Origin of the sequence: Fictibacillus sp. NPDC058756 (genome assembly GCF_042746035.1) — a bacterium.
Lineage (GTDB): Bacteria > Bacillota > Bacilli > Bacillales > Fictibacillaceae > Fictibacillus.
Genome location: NZ_JBHYPU010000001.1, coordinates 2,302,987 through 2,322,648, shown reverse-complemented (window position 1 = coordinate 2,322,648; position 19,662 = coordinate 2,302,987). Strand labels below are relative to the sequence as shown.

Genomic DNA, 19,662 nt, shown 5'->3' with positions numbered 1-19,662 from the left:
GATATACGTAATGTATGCGTGGAATAATCATATTAAAATAATCCCACGAAAGTTTAAGCAGTCGCCTCAGCATTCCGCACCATAAATTTATTCTGCCATTTTCGTTTTCTCCATCTTGCTAACATGAAAAGCCCGCGCAGCCACTCGTCTGCAATAAAGGCAATCCAAATACCTGCCAATCCAAGTTCAAAGACGATGCCGAGGAGATAGGCGAGCGTTACACTTACACCCCACATAGAAATAACACCCATCACAACGGGGAACTTTACATCACCAGCAGCTCTTAAGCTTGAAATAATGACCAGATTAAAGGAACGTCCAGGTTCGAGCAATAGTGTTAAGTAAAGCAATAGTGTTCCTTCTTTTATAATCTCAGGGTTATCCGTGAAAAGGGAAAGAAGCGGTTTTGCAAAAAAAGAAGCAACTCCAGCCATAAAGAAGCTAATGATCATGGCATAGATCTGGCTTTTTAAACACATTTTATAAGCAGAGTCATATGACTTCGCACCAATCATATGTCCGATTAGAATTTGTGTCCCTTGTCCGATTGCTACGGCAAATAAGAAGATAAACATCATAATATTAAACGTGTACACTTTTGTAGTAAGAGCAGAAGTGCCGAGCAATGTAATGAAAAAAGTAATAACCATTTGAGAACCGCTGTAAGAAAGATGTTCACCTGCAGCCGGAAGTCCGATTTTCAACACGCTTTTAATATGAAGCGGAATCAGCTTAAATGACTTTGCAAAGGGCAGAGGAATAGAAGATCGTTTGAATAATAGATACAAAATGACAACCAATCCTAAAAATCGGCTGAAAACAGTGGAGATGGCGACACCTTCAACACCAAGAACAGGGAATCCAAATGTGCCGAAAATGAATAAGTAGTTTCCGATCACATTTAAGATATTCATCCCGATGGTTACATACATCGCATCCTTCGTAAATCCGTAACTGCGAATAGCGGCACCAATTGTCATAATAACAGATTGGACAAAAGAAAAACCGCCAACGATCATAAGATAACTGGTTGCCTCTTTCATTAATTCAGGCGGAGTATTCATCCACTTTAAGAAAGTGTCACCCCAAATAAGCAATGCTCCGCTTAACAGCAAACCGAAAAGTAAGTTTGCTATAATCGATACAACCGCAACTTCGGCTGCCGTTTTATCAAGCTTCGCACCGATTGCTTGTGCAATGACCACACTCGCCCCTGTAGCAACAAAACCGAACATAACGATTACGACTGATAAAAGCTGGTTAGTTAATCCAACAGCTGCAACCGAGTGATCAGAGTATTGGCTTAGCATAAGGGTATCAGCGTTACCCATCAGCATATGAAGTAAAATCTCTATAAAAATGGGCCACGTAATGGCAAAAAGGGAAAGCTTTGCGGCTTTATTTCCATTCATGTACATCCCTCTCCATCTAGGTGTTTAGAATATTTTCCTATTGTAGCAGAAAATTGAACTCTTGAAAGGAAATCCCCTTACTTTTTTAGTAAGGGGACGGTTTTAATTCTTTTTATACATGCTGAATCCATAAGGCAGTATTACTTCAGATGCATCATTTCCGAATAGTAATTCATAACCTTCTGGGACAACAAATGCTTTCTCAACAGGTTCATCTCCAGCGTTCAGGAGAATCATTATGCTTTCATCATAAGAAGATTTTTCATAAACGAGTGTCTTGCCATTTGCCGAGATGAATGACAGCTTGCCTTCATTTGCTAATACTTTGTGTTCTTTACGAAGAGAAAGGAGTTTCTGGATATGATTAAAAAGATCCAGATCCTGCTTTTCTTCATCCCATTCCATACATTTTCTGCATCCAGGATCCATTTCCCCAGTCATACCGATTTCGTCTCCGTAATAAATACACGGTGTACCTTTGAATGTCAGCATAAGAAGGAAGAGAAGTTTCATTTTGTCCTTGTTGCCTTCACAGAAGTTTAAAACACGTTTTGTATCATGTGAGCCAAGAAGATTAAACGCTGCTTCGTTCACATTTTCTGGATACATATGCATAACAGCGGTGATTTTTTCAACAAAGACTTTTGCACCAATTGTATTTTTTGCAACAAATTCAAGAGCAGCATTTGTAAAAGGATAGTTCATTACTGCATCAAACTGATCCCCTTGCAGCCAGTTCATAGAGTCGTGCCAGATCTCGCCTAAGATGTAAGCTTCAGGTTTAGCAGTCTTTACAGCAGTTCTAAACTCTCTCCAGAAAGAATGATCAACTTCATTCGCAACATCGAGTCTCCAGCCATCTATGTCAAACTCTTCAATCCAATAGCGGGCAACCTTCAACAAATATTCACGGACTTCAGGGTTTTCGGTATTCAGCTTAGGCATTGTTTTTTCAAAAGCAAACGTATCATAATTTGGACGCGGTTCAGTCACAATCGGAAATTCTCTGAGATGAAACCAATTTTTATAACGGGATTTCTCTTCATTTTTAAGTACATCCTGAAAAGGTTCAAAATAGTAGCCGCTATGATTAAACACTGCATCGAGCATCACCTTAATGCCGTTTTCATGACAAACTTTCACGAGTTTCTTAAACGTTTCCTTATCCCCGAATTGAGGATCGATTTCTAAGTAATCGATTGTATCGTATTTGTGGTTAGACTTAGCCTTAAATATTGGCGTGAAATAAATACCTGAGACACCAAGCTTCACTAAATGATCGATGTGATCGATCACGCCCTGAAAATCGCCGCCAAAGAAATTATCTTTTTTTGGTTCTTCACTGCCCCATGGTACCGCGCTTTCAGGGTCGTTGCTTGTGTCACCATTCGCAAAGCGCTCCGGGAATATCTGATACCATACCGTATCCTTTACCCAGGAAGGTGCACGAAATACATCAATCGCATTCAAGAAAGGGAAACAGAAGTAATAGGCAGTGTCGTCAAACGGAGCTTCTTCATAAAAGCCTTTTTCGGTATACACTACTGTTTCATCACCGCTTGTGATTTCAAACCCGTAACGCAATCTGCGAAAAGGCGGCTGAATTTCAATAAGATAATAATCAAACCATTCATCTGTTCCGCTCAATGTCATAGGTGAAGAAGAGGTTTGCCATCCCTCTTTCGTCCAGTTATACGGATCGCCATAAATTAAGGAAACTTTATCAGCATCTCCTTTTTTTGTGCGCAGACGGATATGGAGAGTCTTTTCATCATAAGCATACGCATAATTATTTCCTGCTCTGTGGTAGATCGCTTCTTTTAACATATCTTTTCTCCCTTCATTTTAAAGATTTATCTTATAGTTGTTTCTAAAAACATCATTGTCAGTTGATTGGAGCGCAAGGTGCGAGACTCCTGCGGGATCAGGGTGACAGGTGAGACTCCTAACGGCGCAAAGCGCAGAGGAGGCTCACCGCACCCCCCGCGGAAAGTGAGCACCTGGAGCGGAAATCAACCGCTAACGAAAAAAGGGCACAACCTATAAACTACCTAGGTTGTACCCCCTAACGCTGTACATTGCCTTCATATTGTTGAAAGTAGTATAAACCGCTTTCAAAGTGAAAATCAAGGGGAATGAAAGCGAATCCAAAAAAAAATAAAAAACTATTGTAAAAATTTAATGCCAAGGTATAATGAAATTAAGCAGGTAATGCAATCGTTTTCATAAACGACAAAAAACTACATAATTCAACAGAGTTATATTTTTTTGTTAGTCTGTGCAAACGTTTGTATGCTTTGAATTTTTATATCTTATGGGGGGTACAATTCATGAAAAAGTTATTAGCATTGCCTTTAACTTTTGCTCTTGCTGCAAGTGCTCTAGCTGCTTGCGGACCGCAAGAAGACAGCACTTCAACTGGCGGTAAGAAAGAAGCTTCAAGCAAAAAGCCAGAGAAACTGGTTATCTGGGAAGACCAGGAAAAAGGTATGGGAACGAAGGATGCCATCAAAAAGTTTGAAGAGAAACACGGTATCAAAGTAGAACTAAAAGAAATTCCTATGCTTGACCAACAAGAGAAACTTCGTCTTGATGGACCAGCTAAAAAAGGACCAGATGTTATCACAACACCGCATGACCGCATCGGACCTTTAGCAATTGAAGGCTTAATTGCACCACTCAAAGTTTCTGACGATGTGACAAAGCTTTACACAGAATCATCAATTAACGCATTAACATATGACGGAAACCTTTACGGACTTCCAAAGTCAACTGAAACACCAGTATTCATCTACAATAAAAAGATGATGGATAAAGCACCTGAATCTTTAGAAGACTTAATGGCTTTCTCTAAAGGAGACAAAGGTGGAGCTCAATACGGATACCTTGCAAACTGGACAGACTTCTACTTTGCACACGGTGTACTTTCTGGATATGGCGGATATGTATTTAAGGATGACAACGGTACTTTAGATCCTAAAGATGTTGGCCTTGCTAACGAAGGTGCTGTTGAAGGTTTAGACTATATCACTAGCTGGTACAACGAAGGATTGTTCCCGAAAGGTATCATCGGTGAAAAAGCTGGTTCTACAATCGATGGATTATTCACTGAAGGTAAAGCAGCTTCAGTTATGAACGGACCTTGGTCTTTCCAAGGCTATAAAGATGCTGGAATCGACATCGGTGTTGCACCAATGCCTAAGCTTCCAAACGGTGAGTATGTAAAAACATTCATCGGAGTTAAAGGTTATAACGTAAGTGCTTTCTCTGAAAACCAAGAATGGGCTGCAAAGCTTGTTGAATTCATTACAAACGAAGAAAACGCTAAAGTTCGTTATGAAAAGACAGCAGAAATCCCTCCAGTTGTATCTCTAATGGAGGACCCAATCATTGCAGACAACGAAGCTGCTAAAGCTGTAGCTGTTCAATCAGAACGCGGTGTTCCAATGCCTAACATCCCTGAGATGGCAGAAGTTTGGGCTCCGGCTGCAAACGCACTTCAATTATCTGCAACTGGCAAATCTAAGCCTCAAGCAGCATTAGACAGTGCAGTAAAAACAATCGGACAAAACATTGAAGCAAACCACAAAAAATAAAAAGCACTAAGAGGAAAGCGGTACCCACTCGTCGCGGGTACTGCTTTCTCTCACTATTGTGTATGTTGGAAAGGTTTCGCTAAAAAGAATGGGTCCTGAAATCTTTCGAGCAATACACAATACAGTAAGCGGGAAAAGGAAAGGGGAAACCTGTAATGACACATCGTAAGACGGCAGCGCTGCTGTCCATCATTCCAGGATTGGGGCAATTTTATAACAAGCAATGGGTGAAAGGATTTGTATTCTTATTTTTAGCTGCATGTTATTTTATTGCGTTTCTGGATTTTCTAAATATTGGACTTTGGGGAATTGTAACATTAGGTACAGAAGTGCCAAGAGATCATTCTATATTCTTGCTTGTAAATGGTGTTATCTCCTTGATCGTAGTTGCAATCGGACTAGGCTTTTATGCATTGAACTTTTATGATGCTTATCAAAATGGCAAGAAGCGCGACATGGGGCTGCAGTTAGCGACACTTCGCGAACAATATCATAACGTGATCGACAAAGGGTTCCCTTACCTTATGGTGGGACCTGGATTCCTGCTATTAGTTTTCGTAGTTATTTTCCCGATCGTCTTTATGCTTCTACTATCATTTACTAACTATAATTTATATAACTCACCGCCTAATAAACTAGTAGACTGGGTAGGTTTTCAAACGTTTATTGAAATGTTCACATTAGATATCTGGCGTGAAACGTTTATATCCGTATTTGCTTGGACAATTATCTGGACTTTTACAGCTACAACATTACAAATTGGTGTAGGGATTTTCCTTGCCGTACTTCTTAATCAGAAAGATCTTAAATTTAAAGGGTTAATGCGTACATTATTGATTCTCCCATGGGCTGTACCAGCGTTTGTATCTATTCTTATCTTCTCAGGATTATTCAATGATACTTTCGGAGCAATTAATAACGATATTTTAGCATCTCTTGGAATCGATTCCATACCTTGGATGACAGATCCATTCTATACAAAAATTGCATTGATCTTTATTCAATCATGGCTTGGCTTTCCGTTCGTTATGGCAATGACAACAGGAGTTCTTCAATCTATTCCTGGTGAGCTTTATGAAGCAGCTACGGTTGATGGGGCATCAACTTGGGACAAATTCAGAAAGATTACGCTTCCTATGATTCTATTTACGACAGCTCCGATCTTGATTACGCAGTATACGTTTAACTTTAATAACTTTAACGTAATCTACCTGTTCAACAATGGTGGTCCTGCGATTCCTGATCAGAACGCAGGTGGAACTGATATCTTGATCTCCTGGATTTATAACTTAACGATGACATCTGCACAATACAGTAAAGCTGCAGCAGTAACCGTTATGCTATCCATCATTATTGTTTCGGTGTCACTGTTCTACTTTAGAAAGACCAAATCATTTAAGGATGAAGGAATGATTTAATATGAGTATAAAAACAGCAAATAGAATCCGTTTAACTCTGTCGTATCTTATTCTTTTAGGTGCAATTGCTGTTGTAATCTACCCGATCGTTTGGGTAGTCGGCTCTTCACTGAATCCAGGTAACAGCTTATCAAGTTCGACGATTATTCCCGAAAATGCTACCTTGGATCACTATAGAAAGCTTTTTGCAGAAACTGAATATCTAACATGGTACTGGAATACGCTTAAGATCTGTTTTATTACAATGGTGCTTTCCGTCATCTTTATAGGCCTTACTGCTTATGCCTTCTCAAGATATAAGTTTGTTGGACGCAAGAATGGATTGTTATTGTTCCTGATTTTGCAGATGATCCCGCAGTTCGTAGCAATACTTGCAATCTATATTCTTGCATTCCAAGTAGGATTGTTAGATACACATCTGGCTTTAATTCTTGTGTACGTTGGCGGATTAATTCCGATGAACACATATTTGGCGAAAAACTATTATGATACGATTCCAAAAGAACTGGATGAATCCGCACGTATTGATGGTGCAGGTCACTTCCGTATCTTCTGGCAAATTATTTTGCCGCTTTCGAAACCGATTCTAGCGGTAATTGCGCTATTCAGTTTCATCTCGCCATTTGCTGATTTTATCTTGGCTTCTATTCTTATTAGCTCTGATGAAAAGCAGACACTGGCAGTTGGATTGTTTAACATGATCTCAAATAAATTTGGAAATAACTTTACGCTTTTTGCGGCAGGTTCAGTATTAGTTGCTATTCCAATCGGATTGCTTTTCTTATCGCTGCAGCGTTACTTTATCTCAGGTTTAACAGCAGGCGGAACGAAAGGTTAATAAGTACAACAATCTAGGAGGAACGGCGATGGGCAAAAAGATCATGATCTTGGGCTTGTCGTTTCTTCTTTTTTTATCTGTTCAAAATAAAGCGCTTGCAGAAAAAAAGGAAGAGCGATCATGGAAAGACGAGACCATCTATTTTATTATGATAGACCGGTTTCATAATGGTGATAAAAAGAATGATTTTAATGTTGATACATCAGACCCTGCAGCCTATCATGGGGGAGATTTTAAAGGGATTACTGAAAAGCTTGAATACCTCAAAAAACTTGGTGTAACAGCAATTTGGATGACACCTGTAGTGAAAAATGAGGAACGCGGCTACCATGGTTATTGGACAGAGGACTTTTACGAAACGGAAGAACATTTTGGGACGAAGGAAGAGTTAAAGCAGCTTGTTAAGGAAGCCCATGATCGTGACATAAAAGTAATATTGGATCTTGTTGTGAATCATACAGGCTACAAACATTCATGGCAGAACGAACCTGAAAAAAAAGACTGGTTTCATCCCCAGGAGGAGATCAGCAATTGGGACAATCAGCAAAATGTAGAGAACGGATGGCTTGCAGGATTGCCGGATTTAAATACAGAAAATCCTGAAACGAGAAACTACTTGCTCGAAATGGCTGAATATTGGATAAAAGAAACAGATATTGACGGCTACAGGCTAGATACAGTTAAGCATGTTCCAAAAGATTTTTGGATAGAATTTTCCGAAAGAGTTAAAGGAGCGAAATCTGATTTCTATTTAATCGGTGAAGTGTGGCACAACGATCCTCGGTATATTGCAGAATATAACAAAGCAGGAATTCAATCCTTTGTAGATTATCCTTTGTTTAATGAGATGGTAAGGATTTTCAAACAAAGCGGTCAATCTCTTTCAGAGCTGCACTCTGTGTGGGAAAGAAACAATTATTATTATGAAGATCCCTATACGTTAGGCAATTTCATCGATAATCATGACAACATCCGTTTTGTAAGAGAAGTGCTGCTTAAACAAGAGGACCCAGAAAAAAGACTTAAATTGGCACTAACCTATCTTTACACCGCTCCTGGAATTCCGATTCTATATCAAGGGACAGAACATATGATGGACGGTGCGAAAGATCCTGACAACCGCCGTATGATGGACTTCAGCCAGAACAAAAAGCTGGAAACATTTACAGCGAAGCTTGGTGATATGAGACAAAAACATCCATCACTTCGCCGCGGAGATTTTTCCATGATAAAAGATGATGGAGCAAAAGCGGTATTTAAGAGAACGCATAAAGATGAAACGATTTATATCGTTTATAACAACGATAAAAAAGATGCAGAGATCACTTTTAAAGACAAGGATTTGAAAGGACATATACTAGTTGATCTATTAAACAAAGAAGAAGCAAAAGTTAAAGGTGACACCATGGAACTTCAAGTTAAAGGAGAGGCAGCGCATATTTTCCTTTTACAAAAAGATAGTTCAAATCCTTATCTCTACGCTGAAATAGCTTCAGGAGTTATTCTCGTAATTTTGTTGGTTGTATTTCTGTATAGAAAACTTAAAAGATTAAGATTTTGCGAATTTCTAAAAAATTTTCTCTAAAAATTATTGGTTTTGGGTCGCTTTCATTCTCTTCATTGACAAGTTGATTGGAGCGCAAGGTGCGTGCCTACCACCTGAGAAGCTTCTCGCTAGGCATGCGACGAGGAAGCTCACTTCGTAGCATTTACTTGTAGACGCAGGAGCAAGAATGTTTCAGTGATACTATCTTGTGAGACTCCTAACAGCGCAGAGCGCTAGGAGGCTCAACGCACACCCCACGGAAAGCGAGCACCCTGGAGCGGAAATCAACCACTCACAAGAGCTACAAAGAAAACAGTCAATTTTAGAAACTTAATCAATAATCATATATCTTTTTTCCTAAGGATTCTATACAATTATGTTGGATTAATAAAGCGTATACAGCCAAAGTAATAGTCTGAAAGGAGGACTCCCATTATGTCAGTTACCATTAAAGATGTAGCGAAATTAGCAGATGTTGCTCCTTCAACGGTATCAAGGGTTATTGCTAACAACCCGCGTATATCAGAAAAAACAAAACGAAAAGTGAAAGAAGCAATGGATTACCTTGGCTATCATCCTAACTTTAATGCTAGAAGTTTAGCTAACCGCAGCACTCAGGCTATCGGACTCGTCATGCCGAGTTCTGCAGATAAAGCTTTCCAAAACCCTTTCTTCCCGGAAGTAATCAGAGGAATCAGCACGATGGCGCACGAGCAGGAATATGCGCTATATATGTCAACGGGAAAAACGGAGGATGAAATTTTTGATGGTGTTGTCCGCATGGTGCAGGGACGGCGTGTTGATGGAATCGTTATGCTGTATTCGAGAGTGGACGATCGGATCATGTGCTATCTGCAAGAACAAAACTTTCCTTTTACCGTAATCGGAAAACCTTTTAAAAATGCAGAAACGATAACACATATTGATAACGATAATTTCCGTGCTGGACAGGAAATGACTGAACATTTATTGTCCCTCGGCCATGAACGAATAGGCTTTGTTGGCGGTGACTTAAACCTCGTCGTAACAATCGACCGTTTGTTAGGTTATGAAAAAGCGATACGAAATGCAGGACTGCCGCATAAAGATGAATATATCGTTCACGAAGAGTTCCTAAAAGAAGGCGGGCAGGAAGCTGTAAAAGAACTGCTGGCATTGAAAAATCCGCCAACTGCATTGATTGTGATGGATGATCTTATGTCATTTGGTGTATTAAGTACATTAAATGATCTAGGATTAAGTGTTCCCGAGGATATTTCCTTGTTAAGCTTCAACAATGTAATGCTTTCAGAACTTTCTTCACCGGCCTTAACTTCCGTTGATATTAATATTTTTCAGCTCGGTTATGAAGCAGCAAAGGGGTTACTGGAATGCATTCAAACACCAGGAAAACCAGCAAAACGCGTTGCGGTGCCATTCGAGCTCGTTGAAAGACAATCTTGTAAAAAAATGAATTAGCCTATGTTAAAAAGCCTCTATCTGATGAGTTCATTCTCTCAGTTAAAGGCTTTTTTCTTTTAATGCTTTTAATACAGGAGAAAATTGCTGTCTATTTTTCGCTAAAAAAAACTCTTTAAAAGGATCGCCAACTTCTTTAATTCGATCTTGAATAACAGTTAGCGGAAAAAAGTCAGGTTTAAGCGACTCATCCACCTCATGCCAATAAAGCGGCGCAGCTACGAGTGCATCATCATTTCCTCTTACTGAATAAGGTGCAATAATGGTTTTGCCTTCGGCATGCTGGATATAATCGATATAACATTTGTTGCCTCTGTTCTTTTTTAGCCTTTCGATTGTGAACCAGCGAGGTTCTTTTTCAATTAAATAGTGTGCAAGAAATTCAGTGAAAAGCCGGGCCTCATCAAATGTTACTTGATCATCAGGTAGAGGAATATAGATCTGCATCCCTTTATTGCCGCTTGTTTTAATAAAAGTTGTCAATCGAAGGTTATCGCAAACTTCTTTGATCATCAAAGCGGCTTCAATCGAAAGCTTAAATTCTTCCCGGGATGGTGGATCGAGATCCATCACAATCTCTGACGGAAAGGAAGTATCAGATGTCCGGTAAGGAATATGAAACTCAAATGCAAGCTGATTTCCAAGCCATAAAAGGGTAGGCAAGTTATTGCAAACAATATAATTGATATCCTCTTCTTGAACCGTTTGTATGAATTCAGGCGCATAATCTGGACAGTTCTTTTGATAAAATCTTTCATCTCCAACGCCGTGCGGATATCTGATTACTGTAAGTGCACGGTTCTTAAGGAAGGGGAGCATGTACGGCGCTATGTGTGTCAAATAGTTGATGTATTCGACTTTTACTATGTTATGTTTTGGCCAAAGAGGCTTATCAGGACTCGTCAATGTGACGATCTCTCCATTAACTTGCAGGTTCAGCTGTTCTTTTGCAGGCTTTCCCATGTACAATCCTCCCAGTCAGCGTCAAAACGAAAACGGAAAAAGCGCGGCTGTCTTAACTGTTCTTTGTAAACCTCTAAAAAAGAAAGCTCCACACACAGCGACGGTTCAATCATAATGATAGAGCCTGATTTTCCGCTTCGGTTTCTTTTCACGACCTGAATTAAGGCTTCCTTCTCTTCAGGTGAGATTCCGTGCGAAAACAATCCGACAAAAATGATCTGATCTTCTTTTACAACACCAACATGGAAAAAACCGTTTTCTGTATCGTATCCTGTCAGAATAAACGTACTGTATTTAAGATTTTTTACCTTTATCCAGTGAGTTGTCCGAGTTCCTGAAGACCACTTATTCTTAATATTTTTCGCTACGATACCCTCGCTTTTGTTATTCCGGACAGTATGTTCAATATACTCTTTATCATTAGTAAAAGGGACAAAGTTCATAAAAGATGAAGGGATTACCTTTTGGATATCCACATCTAATGCTTCTATGAAACCCGACAGCAATTCTTTTCTTTTTAAAAAGTGCTCGTGATAGATGTATTGACCTTCAACAGCAAGCAAATCAAAAGCACAAAAAGAGGAGGGACACAGCTTAACAGCTTGTGTAATTCTGTCACTTTGTTTTAGCCGGCCTCTTTTTTGAATCTGTTCAAAGTTTGCTTTAAAAGGATTTTCTAAAATACACAATTCACCATCGAGCAAAAGCGGAAACAAGTGATTCAGCTTATTTTCAAAGCTCTTTAAAAAGTTAGGGATTTCCGGAAATATTGTATGCAGAGGATGCCCATTTCTGGAAGTCATAACAATTTTGGAATGATTCCAATAAAGAAGACACCGAAAACCATCGTACTTTACTTCATATACCCAATCCTCGCCAACCGGAAGTTCATTAGAAAGAGTAGGGAGCATGGGTTTAAGAAAAGCAGAAATCATGAACTTGAAGCTTTCTTCTTAGCTGTTGATTTTTTCTTCTTCGTTTTCTTTTCCTCGTCAGATTTTTTCTCTGCCGTTTCCTTTTGTTTCTTTGTTTCTTTTTTCTTTGGTTCTTTGCCTTTACTTTCGTTGATTGAAGCTTGTAGAGCTTCCATTAGATCAACTACATTTGTCTTTGGTTTTTCTTTTGCCACTTTTACTTCATCACCTGAAATTTTACTGTTGATCAGCTCAAGAACAGCTTCTCTATACTCGTCTTCATATTTTTCCGGCTCAAATGGAGCTGTTAATTGTTCGATAAGCTGTTTCGCCATTTCAAGCTCTTTTTCATTAAGTGAAACTTCGTCAGTTAATCTAGGAACGTGATCAACATTGCGTACTTCGTCCGGGTAAAAGATTGTTTCTAGCACTAACCCGTTTTTATACACACGTACTGCTGCAAGATGCTCTTTAGATCGGAGTGTGAACTTAGCAAGACCGATCTTGCCTGTGTCTTCCATAGCTTTTTTTAATAGTGCAAAGGATTTCGTTCCGTTTTCTCCTGGCCCAACAAAATAAGAACGGTTGTAAAAAATCGGATCAATCTCTTCTAGTTGTATGAAATCAATGATTTCGATCGATTTATCAGACACTCCTGCCAGTTCATCCAGCTCATCCTTATCAACCACGACGAACTTTCCAGGCTCATATTCATACCCTTTAACAATCTCTTTAGAGTCAACTGTTTCTTCACATACAGGGCATATCTTTTCATATTGAACAGGGCTGTGGCACTTTTCATGTAAATATCTCATCTTAATATCTTTATTTTCTGTGGCAGCAAACAGTTTAATTGGAATATTTACTAGCCCGAAGCTGATTGCACCTTTCCACATCGTATGCATGGAAACCATCCTTTCACGATCGTTTATTACATAGTGTTTGATTTCCATTAAAATAAACATCATGTATATTTTTCCATAATTTATACACATTTCGACAATGCATTGTAGAATCATGTAATATCCTTCATAATGGATGACAGAGATTGTTTATTTAAAGGGTGATTACTACATGGATAGCAGTACACATGAACAAATAAATAAGAAGCTGGCTTCGTTCCTTAGTGAGCAGAAATCAAGCATCGTTGAAAAATGGCTTGAAAATGTACTGTTGCCGCAGAATGATCCTTTTTATGAGGAAGTCAAAAAGAACGGCTATCAAACGATCGCAGAACTGATCTATTACTTGGAAACAGGTTCGCTCGACAGAGTAAGTAATCTCACAAACAAAATGGCCAAAGAGCGAATTGAAGCAAAGGCAAACATCGGAGATTTTGTACATAACATAAACATCGGCCGGAGCATTGTTTACGAGCTTTTAATGTGTTCCTTATTAAACGAACATGAAAAAGGCGAAGGTGTCCTTATGATGCAGCGTTATTTTGATCACCTTCTATTTTTAAGCGTGAAAGACTATACGGCACTAAAGGACTCCATCATAGATAGAAAAAATCAGTTCATTCAGGAAATGCATCATGACAGGCTAACGATGCTTGGACAAATCGCAGCAAGCTTTGCACATGAGTTTAGAAACCCGCTGACATCAGTTAAAGGATTTATTTATTTGCTTCAAAGAGAACTGGAGAAAACGGATCAATCAGCTTATTACTTTGAGATCATCCAGAACGAGATGCAGAGTCTTGAAGAAAAGATCACTCAGTTTCTTTATTTATCCAAAATGAGAGGCCTTGAAGATAAGCTTGTAAGTGTACCTTTAACAACACTCCTAAAAGAGATGCTTGAATTTATGTATCCTCGATTCACAGAAACCAATATCATCATTCATTCTGATTTAAGCGATGAGGTATATATTGAAGGAGACAGTTCACAGATCAAACAGGTCTTATTAAATATTCTCGTGAACGCAGTTGAAGAATTAAGTGAGTGGAATGGTAAACGTAATATTGAGGTCAAACTAAAGAGGACCTTAGAAAAAACAGTTGAACTTTCAATCTGTAATAACGGAAATCCAATCCCTGATTATTTACTGGAGAACGTTTTCGAGCCGTTTGTAACGACTAAATCCCTTGGGACAGGTCTTGGATTATCGGTTTGCAAACAGATTGTAGAAAAACATAATGGCACAATCGAAGTGAATTCCAAAGAAGATTTCACATGTTTCACTATAAAATTTCCAGCAATAAAAGAAAGCTCCCGTTGATTCGGGAGCTTTTTTCATGCTGTTAAAGATGATCAGGCTTTTTAGAGTAAGGCTGTTTGCCTTTCTGCTTTATCTCGAGTTCAGCTTCGTTCTTAAGCTGGTTCATCGCCTGATTGTCTTCTGGTCTTTTATTATCGTCCTTTGTATAGCGGTGTGTCATATAGAATCCCTCCTGTCTCTAACATCTGTCAGAAGGAAATCGATTATGCATCATGTTTCAATAAACTTTTTTAGGTGTATTTAAAAAGAATAACGCAATTGTTCCTGGTCCTGCATGCGCACCAATTGCACAGCCGATCATCGTGATTAAGATGTTTCGGTTGCCTGTTTCTTCGATGATCAGTTCTTTAAGTGCTTGTGCCGTTTCTGTATCATCAGCATGGCTGATTCCTATTGTAATATCATCCAGTGACTCAGCACGTTCCTTCATAAGTTCGACCATACGGCCTAAAACTTTCTTTTTTCCGCGCAATTTTTCAAGCGGGAAAAGCTTGCCGTCTTCCATATGCAGCACAGGCTTAATCTTTAAAAGAGCACCCATTACTGCCGCTGTTTTACTAACCCGGCCACCGCGTAATAAATATTCAAGATCATCAACGGTAAAAATAGATTCAAGATGTTTCTGATAATGCTGTAAGGTATTAATGATTTCGTTCAATGCTTTTCCTTCTTTTGCTTCTTTGGCTGCCTCATAGACCATGAGTCCATAGCCGAGTGAAGCTGCCTGACTATCAAAAACTTCAATCTGGGCGTCAGGATATTCTTCAAGCACTTCATTTTTCATAAGGACTGCGGTTTGATACGTGCCGCTAATTCCTGAAGATAAAGTTATGTATATTGCCGGTTTTCCATTCTTTGCATAGGAAGTTAATGTTTCTTTTATAAGAGCAGGAGGTACTTGTGCCGTTTTTGGTACGGCTCCGTCTTTCATATATGTATACAGCTGTTTTGGTTCAATGTTTGACCGGTCTAAATACTCTTCGTTATTGATCTGTACTACTAATGGAAGCATAGAAATATTGTATTCGTCCAAAAGCTGTTTTGGCAGATCAGAACCTGTATCCGTTATAATATGTATCATTTCATTTCACCTGCTTGGCTTTTTCTCTAGTTTAACTTGTGATGGAATGAAAAGGCAATCAACATGTTTTGAAAAAAGGTTAATATGGCTGTTGACGGTGTTCTGTATTATCTGTTAAAAATGAATCTTGGACTATGAAAGGAGGGGCTCATATGATTAAAGAACGTTTTCGTATCTCTGAACTAGGAATAAATGAAATGAAAACAATCTTTTTTATAATAGTAGGGGCAATATTAAACGCAATATCACTGAATATGTTTTTGATTCCCGCAAAAGTATACGCAAGCGGATTTACTGGGGTATCCCAGCTTATTTCATCACTGCTTGAAAATACGGCATTTCCTATCTCAACAGGTATTTTATATCTAATATTTAATATTCCGGTTACAATTCTCGGCTGGATGAAAGTAGGTAAGTCGTTTACAATATACAGTTTCTTAAGCGTACTCATGATTACTTTTTTCTTAGAAATAATTCCTATTACAGTAGTATCAACAGATATCTTGCTGAACGCAGTTTTTGGGGGTGTAATTGCTGCATTAGGTGTCGGGGTTACATTAAAATACGGTGCATCAACCGGTGGATTAGACATCATTGCCATGGTACTTTCCCGAATGAAAAACAAACCGATCGGTGGCTACTTTTTCATATTAAACGGATTGATCATTATGGCGGCAGGTTTCTTATTCGGCTGGGAAAAGGCACTTTATACACTTGTTGCTCTCTATGTTTCTTCACGTGTGATCGACGCAGTACATACTCGTCATGAAAAGCTTACAGCGATGATTGTTACGAAGAAAGGGAAAGAGATACAAGAAGCCATTCACGGCAGAATGGTGCGAGGGATAACAATCATCCCTGCAAAAGGAGCTTTCTCAAATCATGATAAAGAAATGCTTATGATTGTAATAACACGCTATGAATTATATGATTTGGAGCTGGTTCTAAAAGAAGTGGACCCTAATGCCTTTACGAATATCATTCATACCCAAGGCATCTATGGCTTCTTCCGCAACGACTAGGGGGGACAGACCCCATACAAATACAAATTGGCTATTTTTGTACACGCGGCACGGACATTATCCATGCCGCGTTTTATTTATGAATCTTTTCGTTAAAATCACCATATAACGGTAAAAATGAATGAGAAGGTGGTGATTTGCTTGGGACATAAATTAAAACAGATTTTTTTAATAGTTATTACGTCATTACTCATATTTTCTATCCTATCTGCCTGCAGCAAAGGTAAAGAGAAAAAGGCTCAAGGGAATGAAAGCGTAAGTTCACAGCTTAATCCCGTATTATCTGTTCAACAGAGAAACGATGGAATCGATTTTTTAATAGCTTTAGAGAACCAAAGCAATCATACAGTAACTTTGAAATTCGACAGCTCTAAAATGTTTGATATTACGGTTACAGATACAACAGGAAAAGAAAATTATAGGCATTCAAAAGGGAAGAAATATAAGCAGGACACAGAGAAGGTGCAGATTAAAGCAGGAGCAAGCCATTTATGGAAAGCAAAATGGAAGCTATCCCCAGAGGACAGAACAGCGGGAATATACAAAGTAAAAGCGGTATTTAACCCGAGCAAAGTAACACCAGGTTCAATTAAATCTGAAAATCTGGTTGTTACCGAGAACTTGACCTTGCAATCAGGGCTAGCAGATTTAAAAAACAACTCGTTCAGGAATATTCACTTCACAGGGACTGATGGGGAATATAAAGTTTCAGGTGAAGCAAGAGTTTTTGAGGCTTCATTTGCATACTTGGTTACAGATGGCCATGAGGTTTTTGTTGAACAACATGTACAAACTGCAGAAGGAGCACCTGCATGGGCGCCTTTTTCATTCGAAATTAAGATCCCTGAGGAAGACTTGCCGATTAATGGCACATTGATCCTTGAACTGTTCTATTATAGTCCGAAAGACGGCGAGAAAACAGATGTATTGGCAGTTCCACTAGAGAATTTTAGATAAAAATGAGAGGGGAACTACATTTGAGGCAAAGATTAATGCGAGTCTGCGGAGATTTATGAGCGTTCGCAAAGATTTATGAGCGTTCACGGAGGTTTATGAGCGCTCACGGGAATTTACGCTCTTCCAGCAACACTCATCACTCGCTAAACGAGCGTCATTCACCTAATAAAATCAAAAAACCAGCCCTCACCAAACTTAGGCTGGTTTCGCATTTTACATATTAAGCATTTTCGTTTAAAGCTTTTTCAATTTCAGGCATTAGCTGATTCCAGTCACTGTCGTTTGTTTTGTTAACTGTGATGAAATTTTCAAAGCCGAAGATTGATTCTACGCCGTCGATAGATAGCAGTGCTTTTGCAAGAGGTGAATCTGTATCGTCACCAACACGTGCAGATATTCTTCCTTCTAGAAATTTTTCAGATGCATCAAACTTAATTGCGTTTGGATTTGGTGTAGGCTGGATCGAAAATTCAATTGCCATTAAAGAACACTCCTTCTTAATTAAAAATTAAATGCGTATCTCTTAGAGATGATATCATGAAAATCCAGTGAGTTATACAAATGCTTCGTTACAGAGTTATTGATTCCTGTTTCTAATTCAATTGATTTAATTCCATCACGTTCGGCCCAATAGATTAAATGAAGAAGCAGTTTGCGGGCAATACCCTTATTTCGGTACTCTTCATGTACATAAAGTTCGTTAAGCCATAAATAAGGACCACCGATGCGAATGCTTATCCCCAAATTAAAAAAAGCTAGTCCGATAATAGTATCTTCTTCCTGAGCAACAATGATCCCGCTCTTATCAGGGTTTTCCAGCGCAAGCTTAACACCTGCAAGCGTTCGGGAATGTTCTTCAGGTTCACCGTCCATTGTGCGCTGCTGTATAAAAAGGTACGCGATTTCTTCGATAATATGGGATTCTGCGTCATTCGTTACTCGATATATTTTCATTAAAATGCCCCCAAAATTACTCTTAAAACAATAAATTTAAACTTAACATAACACATTATAACAAATTTAATGATGCTATGACGTTTGATAAATGGAAATTTCTTTCGAATAACTATAAAAATAGTCAATAAAAGGAGATGGGTGGGAATGAAGACTCTTGTTTGTTTTGGGGACAGCATCACTTCAAAAGAAAAGAGTAAAGACGGTTCGTTGCGTCTGACCTCCCGGCTAAGACAAGAATTAACAGAATGGGTGGTCATGAACGCTGGTATTCCCGCTGAAACAACAAGGGCTGCTCTTGTAAGGCTGCAAGATGATGTTTTGAGACATCAGCCCGACTTTGTTACGATATTGTTTGGTGCAAACGATTCAAGTGACCACAGACTCATTCCTTTAAAAGAATACGAAAAAAATCTTACGTACATGGTAAATAAAATCGGAGCAAAAAAAGTAATTCTGATTAGTCCGGCACCTGTTTATGAAGAAAAGCAAAAAGCAAGAACGAACGAAAGAATGAAAACATATGCCCAGACCGTTAAAAAGGTGGCAAAGCATGAGGGAACCGCATATGTACCTCTTTTTGAAATACTTAACGAAATGGATATCAAGAACTACGTTATTGAAGATGGCCTCCACTTTAATAAGTACGGATATGAAGAATTAAGTGAACTGGTCTTAAGAAAAATCAATACACTGACCGCAATATCATTTCCAAAAAAACAGCTTTCTCCATAATTAGAGAAAGCTGTTTTCCATTACTGAAGGTTATTTTGATTTTGATCGTCCTCTAAAAGGTTTTGCGCATCTTCTAAGCTTAAGCCTGTCGCCTGAGAGAAGGATGGAGGCTGCCCTGTTTGAGAAGTACCTGCATGATTTGAATGAGCATCAAGTTCCTGCTGAAGTTCAGCAAGCTGAGCACGTTCTGCATCAGAAGAATTCGCCATAGCTGAGGATAAAGCATTCTGAGCAACTTCCATATCATGACTCGAAAGGTTCGTATGTGATGTATGGCTGGTAGTGTTATTTTGGTTACCCATCATCTCATTAGCCGAGTTTTGAAACTTTCCAACAGCCTGCTGAACAGCATTTCTTGCCATTTGATATAATTTATTTGCCATTTTTATATGCCTCCTAAAGAATTTCTTTCTTCTTTTTCACGCTTGCGCTCTTCTTGTTCATTCTTGCTGAATGCCATAGTTGTTTCTTGGCTCACCATATCAGCACCTTGTTTAATTGTTCGTTTTGAGCGGCTTTTTTTACTCATTTTAAATACCTCCTTT

Annotated in this window: 20 protein-coding genes; 9 read left to right on the top strand and 11 right to left on the bottom strand. The window is 38.9% G+C overall.

Translation table 11 applies throughout. The features are described 5' to 3' along the window. Positions 1-53: 53 nt before the first annotated feature. On the bottom strand, positions 54-1,412 hold the full coding sequence (locus ACFW35_RS11710; protein WP_379845882.1) for an MATE family efflux transporter: 1,359 nt from the start codon (positions 1,410-1,412) through the stop codon (positions 54-56). Between the two features lie 102 nt (positions 1,413-1,514). Beyond that, positions 1,515-3,239, bottom strand: coding sequence for a glycoside hydrolase family 13 protein (locus ACFW35_RS11705; protein WP_379845881.1), 1,725 nt, complete (start codon positions 3,237-3,239; stop codon positions 1,515-1,517). 503 nt (positions 3,240-3,742) lie between these two features. On the opposite strand from ACFW35_RS11705, the gene ACFW35_RS11700 reads away from it, so the two are divergent. From ACFW35_RS11700 to ACFW35_RS11680, 5 genes are all read left to right on the top strand, one after another. Next, positions 3,743-5,008, top strand: a complete 1,266-nt coding sequence (locus ACFW35_RS11700) for an extracellular solute-binding protein (protein ID WP_379845879.1) — start codon at positions 3,743-3,745, stop codon at positions 5,006-5,008. Between the two features lie 155 nt (positions 5,009-5,163). Beyond that, the gene (locus tag ACFW35_RS11695) at positions 5,164-6,426 is read left to right on the top strand and encodes a sugar ABC transporter permease (RefSeq protein ID WP_379845878.1); all 1,263 of its coding nucleotides are present in this window, start codon (positions 5,164-5,166) and stop codon (positions 6,424-6,426) included. 1 nt (position 6,427) lies between these two features. Then, complete coding sequence (locus ACFW35_RS11690) at positions 6,428-7,264, top strand: sugar ABC transporter permease (protein ID WP_379833445.1); 837 nt, start codon at positions 6,428-6,430, stop codon at positions 7,262-7,264. Between the two features lie 28 nt (positions 7,265-7,292). Further along, a complete protein-coding gene (locus ACFW35_RS11685; RefSeq protein WP_379845876.1) occupies positions 7,293-8,849 on the top strand; it encodes an alpha-amylase family glycosyl hydrolase in 1,557 nt (518 codons plus the stop codon). A gap of 396 nt (positions 8,850-9,245) precedes the next feature. Beyond that, positions 9,246-10,268, top strand: a complete 1,023-nt coding sequence (locus ACFW35_RS11680; protein WP_379845875.1) for a LacI family DNA-binding transcriptional regulator — start codon at positions 9,246-9,248, stop codon at positions 10,266-10,268. 42 nt (positions 10,269-10,310) lie between these two features. Here the strand turns inward: ACFW35_RS11680 and ligD (ACFW35_RS11675) are convergent, their stop codons facing one another. The 3 genes from ligD (ACFW35_RS11675) to ACFW35_RS11665 are packed head-to-tail and all read right to left on the bottom strand — an operon-like array spanning position 10,311 to position 13,050. Then, on the bottom strand, positions 10,311-11,231 hold the full coding sequence (ligD, locus tag ACFW35_RS11675; protein ID WP_379845873.1) for a non-homologous end-joining DNA ligase: 921 nt from the start codon (positions 11,229-11,231) through the stop codon (positions 10,311-10,313). Next, positions 11,204-12,166 (bottom strand): non-homologous end-joining DNA ligase, encoded by a 963-nt coding sequence (gene ligD, locus ACFW35_RS11670; RefSeq protein WP_379845872.1) that lies wholly within the window; start codon positions 12,164-12,166, stop codon positions 11,204-11,206. The genes ligD (ACFW35_RS11675) and ligD (ACFW35_RS11670) overlap by 28 nt, the downstream gene beginning before the upstream one ends. Further along, positions 12,163-13,050, bottom strand: coding sequence for a Ku protein (locus ACFW35_RS11665; protein ID WP_379845870.1), 888 nt, complete (start codon positions 13,048-13,050; stop codon positions 12,163-12,165). Before ACFW35_RS11665 ends, ligD (ACFW35_RS11670) begins: the two co-directional genes overlap by 4 nt. Positions 13,051-13,219: 169 nt before the next feature. Here ACFW35_RS11665 and ACFW35_RS11660 point away from each other — a divergent pair, with 169 nt between their 5' ends. Beyond that, the gene (locus ACFW35_RS11660) at positions 13,220-14,368 is read left to right on the top strand and encodes a histidine kinase N-terminal domain-containing protein (RefSeq protein ID WP_379845869.1); all 1,149 of its coding nucleotides are present in this window, start codon (positions 13,220-13,222) and stop codon (positions 14,366-14,368) included. Between the two features lie 22 nt (positions 14,369-14,390). Here ACFW35_RS11660 and ACFW35_RS11655 read toward each other — a convergent pair whose 3' ends face one another. Then, the gene (locus tag ACFW35_RS11655; RefSeq protein WP_172827342.1) at positions 14,391-14,528 is read right to left on the bottom strand and encodes a hypothetical protein; all 138 of its coding nucleotides are present in this window, start codon (positions 14,526-14,528) and stop codon (positions 14,391-14,393) included. A 57-nt stretch (positions 14,529-14,585) separates the two neighbouring features. Further along, complete coding sequence (locus ACFW35_RS11650) at positions 14,586-15,449, bottom strand: DegV family protein (RefSeq protein WP_379845867.1); 864 nt, start codon at positions 15,447-15,449, stop codon at positions 14,586-14,588. A 197-nt stretch (positions 15,450-15,646) separates the two neighbouring features. On the opposite strand from ACFW35_RS11650, the gene ACFW35_RS11645 reads away from it, so the two are divergent. Together ACFW35_RS11645 and ACFW35_RS11640 are read left to right on the top strand one after the other, a co-directional pair. Next, positions 15,647-16,471, top strand: coding sequence for a YitT family protein (locus ACFW35_RS11645; RefSeq protein WP_379847472.1), 825 nt, complete (start codon positions 15,647-15,649; stop codon positions 16,469-16,471). A 141-nt stretch (positions 16,472-16,612) separates the two neighbouring features. After that, positions 16,613-17,428 carry a BsuPI-related putative proteinase inhibitor gene (locus ACFW35_RS11640; protein ID WP_379845865.1) on the top strand — a complete coding sequence of 272 codons (816 nt, stop codon included), beginning with the start codon at positions 16,613-16,615 and terminating at the stop codon, positions 17,426-17,428. 220 nt (positions 17,429-17,648) lie between these two features. Here the strand turns inward: ACFW35_RS11640 and ACFW35_RS11635 are convergent, their stop codons facing one another. Further along, positions 17,649-17,909 (bottom strand): NifU N-terminal domain-containing protein, encoded by a 261-nt coding sequence (locus ACFW35_RS11635; protein WP_379845863.1) that lies wholly within the window; start codon positions 17,907-17,909, stop codon positions 17,649-17,651. Positions 17,910-17,929: 20 nt separating this feature from the next. Beyond that, positions 17,930-18,382 carry a GNAT family N-acetyltransferase gene (locus ACFW35_RS11630; RefSeq protein ID WP_379845862.1) on the bottom strand — a complete coding sequence of 151 codons (453 nt, stop codon included), beginning with the start codon at positions 18,380-18,382 and terminating at the stop codon, positions 17,930-17,932. 147 nt (positions 18,383-18,529) lie between these two features. Here ACFW35_RS11630 and ACFW35_RS11625 point away from each other — a divergent pair, with 147 nt between their 5' ends. Beyond that, positions 18,530-19,117, top strand: coding sequence for a GDSL-type esterase/lipase family protein (locus ACFW35_RS11625; protein WP_379845860.1), 588 nt, complete (start codon positions 18,530-18,532; stop codon positions 19,115-19,117). A gap of 20 nt (positions 19,118-19,137) precedes the next feature. Here the strand turns inward: ACFW35_RS11625 and ACFW35_RS11620 are convergent, their stop codons facing one another. Both ACFW35_RS11620 and ACFW35_RS11615 read right to left on the bottom strand, forming a co-directional pair. Further along, the gene (locus tag ACFW35_RS11620; RefSeq protein WP_379845859.1) at positions 19,138-19,500 is read right to left on the bottom strand and encodes a DUF3813 domain-containing protein; all 363 of its coding nucleotides are present in this window, start codon (positions 19,498-19,500) and stop codon (positions 19,138-19,140) included. A 2-nt stretch (positions 19,501-19,502) separates the two neighbouring features. Continuing rightward, positions 19,503-19,646, bottom strand: a complete 144-nt coding sequence (locus tag ACFW35_RS11615; protein ID WP_379845857.1) for a hypothetical protein — start codon at positions 19,644-19,646, stop codon at positions 19,503-19,505. Between the last annotated feature and the right edge of the window lie 16 nt (positions 19,647-19,662).